The following is a 2,520-nucleotide window of genomic DNA, read 5'->3' as shown; positions in this document are numbered from 1 at the left end:
GATTTACAGTCCGCTCCCATTGGCCGCTCGGGCAATCTGCCGTGTGCGCCGTTTCCGGTGCGCTGAGCAGCTTACAACGTACCCACCCGGACTATCAAAACGCCTGCACAGACCCCCTGCGAGCACCGGTCGTCCCCCGATGCGGGTACAACTGTCTCGGTGGCCGGCACATCCCGGCCCCGGAGTTCGCCGGACCTTCACAGGACAGGAGCGCAGTGTGGCTGATTCGTCATTCGACGTCGTGAGCAAGGTCGATCGACAGGAGGTCGACAACGCTCTGCATCAGGCGGAGAAGGAGCTGAACTCGCGCTACGACTTCAAGGGCACCGATGCGTCGATCGCATGGTCGGGCGAGGAGGCCATCGTGCTGACCGCCAATGCCGAGGAGCGGGTGCAGGCGGCGCTCGACGTCTTCAAGGAGAAGCTGATCCGTCGCGACATCTCGCTGAAGGCGTTCGACGCCGGCGAGGCGCAGCCGTCGGGCAAGATCTTCAAGATCACCGGCACCTTGGTGCAGGGTATCGACACCGAGAAGGCGAAGAAGATCTCGAAGAAGATCCGCGACGAGGGCCCCAAGGGCGTCAAGGCGCAGATCCAGGGTGAGGAGCTGCGGGTCAGCAGCAAGAAGCGTGATGACCTGCAGGAAGTGATCTCGCTGCTCAAGGGCGAGGACTTCGGAATCGCCCTGCAGTTCGTCAACTACCGATAGGTCCGGTGTGGGCGGCACTCAGTGGTGATGAGTGCCGCCGGCCATCTCCTCCAGACGCTTGATGCGCTCGTCCATCGGGGGGTGGGTGGAGTACCAGCGGGCGACGCGGTCGCCCGCGCGGAACGGGTTGGCGATCATCAGATGCGATTCGCTGGTGATCTTGGGGTCCGGCGGCAGCGGGGCCGCCTGGACGCCGCGTTCGATCTTGCGCAGGGCCGAGGCAAGGGCCAGCGGGTCACCGGTGAGCTCGGCGCCGGACTGATCGGCCTGGTACTCCCGCGATCGCGAGACCGCCATCTTGATCAGGGCCGCCGCGATCGGCCCGAGCAGTGAGACCAGCAGCACACCGATGATGTTCGGTCCGTTGCCGTCTCTGCTGCCGAACGAACTCGCGAAGAACGCCATGTTCGCCAGACCGGTGATGACCGAGGCCATCGCGCCCGCCACCGACGAAATCAGGATGTCGCGGTTGTAGACGTGGGACAGCTCGTGGCCGAGGACCGCGCGCAGCTCGCGCTCGTCGAGCAATTGCAGGATGCCGCTGGTACAGCAGACCGCGGCGTGGCGCGGATTGCGGCCGGTGGCGAACGCGTTGGGGGCGCTGGTGGGACTGATGTAGAGCCGCGGCATCGGCTGGCGCGCCGTGGTCGCGAGCTCGCGCACGATCCGGTACATGACCGGCGCCTCCAGTTCGCTCACCGGTTGCGCGTGCATCGCCTTCAAGGCCAGCTTGTCGCTGTTGAAGTAGGCGTAGGCGTTCATGCCGATGGCCAGCACGATCGAGATGATCAGGATCGTCGGGCTGCGGAACATCGCCCCGATGGCGACGATCAACGCCGACATCCCCACCATCAAACCGAACGTCTTGATCCCATTGGGCATTTCCGCCTCCCCGCGCCTTGTGCCGGTCGTCAGGCGCTGCGTTCGTCAGGCATCGGGCCTGCGGTGGACAACGGGAACGGTTCTGGGCGTACCCGGCGAGTTACCCATGTGCTGTCGAAATCTGTTGTTTCGTCGCGACAGGACAACGTGCGCCGGGTGGTGTTGGTTCCTGGTCAGCCGACGCGTTCGATCGTGTAGCGGACGAGGCGGGTGAGGGCGTCGTTGGCCGGGCCGGGCGGAAGCGCGGCGAGCTCGGTATCGGCGAGGTCGGCGTATTCGGCCAGCTTTTCCTTGGCCAGCGCCATGCCGGGCGAGCGGCGCAGCAGTTCCAGTGCCTCGTCGACCTCGGCGTCGGTTTCCAGCGGGCGCGCCAGCAGGGTGCGCAGTCGGTCGCCGTCGGCGCCGGTCTCGCGCAGGGCGTAGAGCACCGGCAGGGTGTGCACGCCTTCGCGAAGGTCGGTGCCCGGCGTCTTGCCCGACTGCTCGGCCGAAGACGAGATGTCGATGATGTCGTCGGAGATCTGGAACGCCGTGCCGACCGCGTCGCCGAGGCGCGCCAGGCGTTCCACATGCTCGAGTCCCGCGCCGGAGAAGGTGCCGCCGAAACGGCCCGCGGCGGCGATGAGCGAGCCGGTCTTCTCCCACACCACGCGCAGGTAGTGCTCGACGGGGTCCTGGGTCTGCTTGGCGCCCATGGTTTCCCGCATCTGGCCCGTGACCAGCTCGGCGAAGGTCTCGGCGATGATGCGGACCGCGTCGGGGCCGAGGGTGGAGGTCAGGCGCGAGGCGTGGGCGAACAGGTAATCGCCCGCCAGGATCGCGATGTTGTTACCCCACCGCGAGTTGACGCTCTCCGCGCCACGACGCTGCGTCGCCTCGTCCATGACGTCGTCGTGGTAGAGCGTCGCGAGGTGCACGAGTTCCACGAC

Annotated in this window: 3 protein-coding genes; 1 reads left to right on the top strand and 2 read right to left on the bottom strand. The window is 66.5% G+C overall.

Annotation, left to right across the window (positions count from 1 at the left end):
• Positions 1 to 217 precede the first annotated feature (217 nt).
• The gene (locus ACFWF3_RS31995; RefSeq protein ID WP_378634254.1) at positions 218 to 709 is read left to right on the top strand and encodes a YajQ family cyclic di-GMP-binding protein; all 492 of its coding nucleotides are present in this window, start codon (positions 218 to 220) and stop codon (positions 707 to 709) included.
• An 18-nt stretch (positions 710 to 727) separates the two neighbouring features.
• Here ACFWF3_RS31995 and htpX read toward each other — a convergent pair whose 3' ends face one another.
• Together htpX and ACFWF3_RS31985 are read right to left on the bottom strand one after the other, a co-directional pair.
• Positions 728 to 1,591 (bottom strand): zinc metalloprotease HtpX, encoded by an 864-nt coding sequence (gene htpX, locus ACFWF3_RS31990; RefSeq protein ID WP_379317529.1) that lies wholly within the window; start codon positions 1,589 to 1,591, stop codon positions 728 to 730.
• 173 nt (positions 1,592 to 1,764) lie between these two features.
• On the bottom strand, positions 1,765 to 2,520 hold a 756-nt coding region (locus tag ACFWF3_RS31985; RefSeq protein ID WP_379317528.1), incomplete at its 5' end, for a polyprenyl synthetase family protein.

Source organism: Nocardia sp. NPDC060220 (assembly GCF_042727815.1).
Taxonomy (GTDB): Bacteria; Actinomycetota; Actinomycetes; order Mycobacteriales; family Mycobacteriaceae; genus Nocardia.
The sequence above is the reverse complement of the archived record's forward strand: the minus strand, read 5'-3'. Positions and strand labels throughout refer to the sequence as shown.

What these genes read in the sequence shown, in the direction of transcription:
- htpX (WP_379317529.1), bottom strand. Translation starts at nt 1,591, where the DNA reads ATGCCCAATGGGATCAAGACGTTCGGTTTGATGGTGGGGATGTCGGCG.